The following is a 220-nucleotide window of genomic DNA, read 5'->3' as shown; positions in this document are numbered from 1 at the left end:
ATTCAGCTCCTCCTGCTCGGTCACGTTCAGCTCACGCTTGCAAGCCAGCGCGGTCATCTCACTCAGTCCCTCCCGGCTGTTCAGAGCCGCCTCCGTCTCCTCATTGAGGGGGACCGAGTTGACCTGAAAGGACCACAGTTCGGCGTCATTGCGGTGTTTGGCCTCCAGGTCCTCCAGACGGTCCCGCCACTCACCCAGGGCACGTAGCGTCGCCCTCAGT

The 220-nt window shown here is 62.7% G+C and carries 1 protein-coding gene; it reads right to left on the bottom strand.

Features of this window, described 5'->3' with window-relative positions; translation table 11 throughout:
* The coding region (locus AC0VX0_RS12450) for a hypothetical protein (RefSeq protein WP_475452229.1) at positions 1-220 on the bottom strand (220 nt) is incomplete at both ends.

This window comes from Micrococcus sp. iso_26, assembly GCF_056172975.1.
The sequence above is the reverse complement of the archived record's forward strand: the minus strand, read 5'-3'. Positions and strand labels throughout refer to the sequence as shown.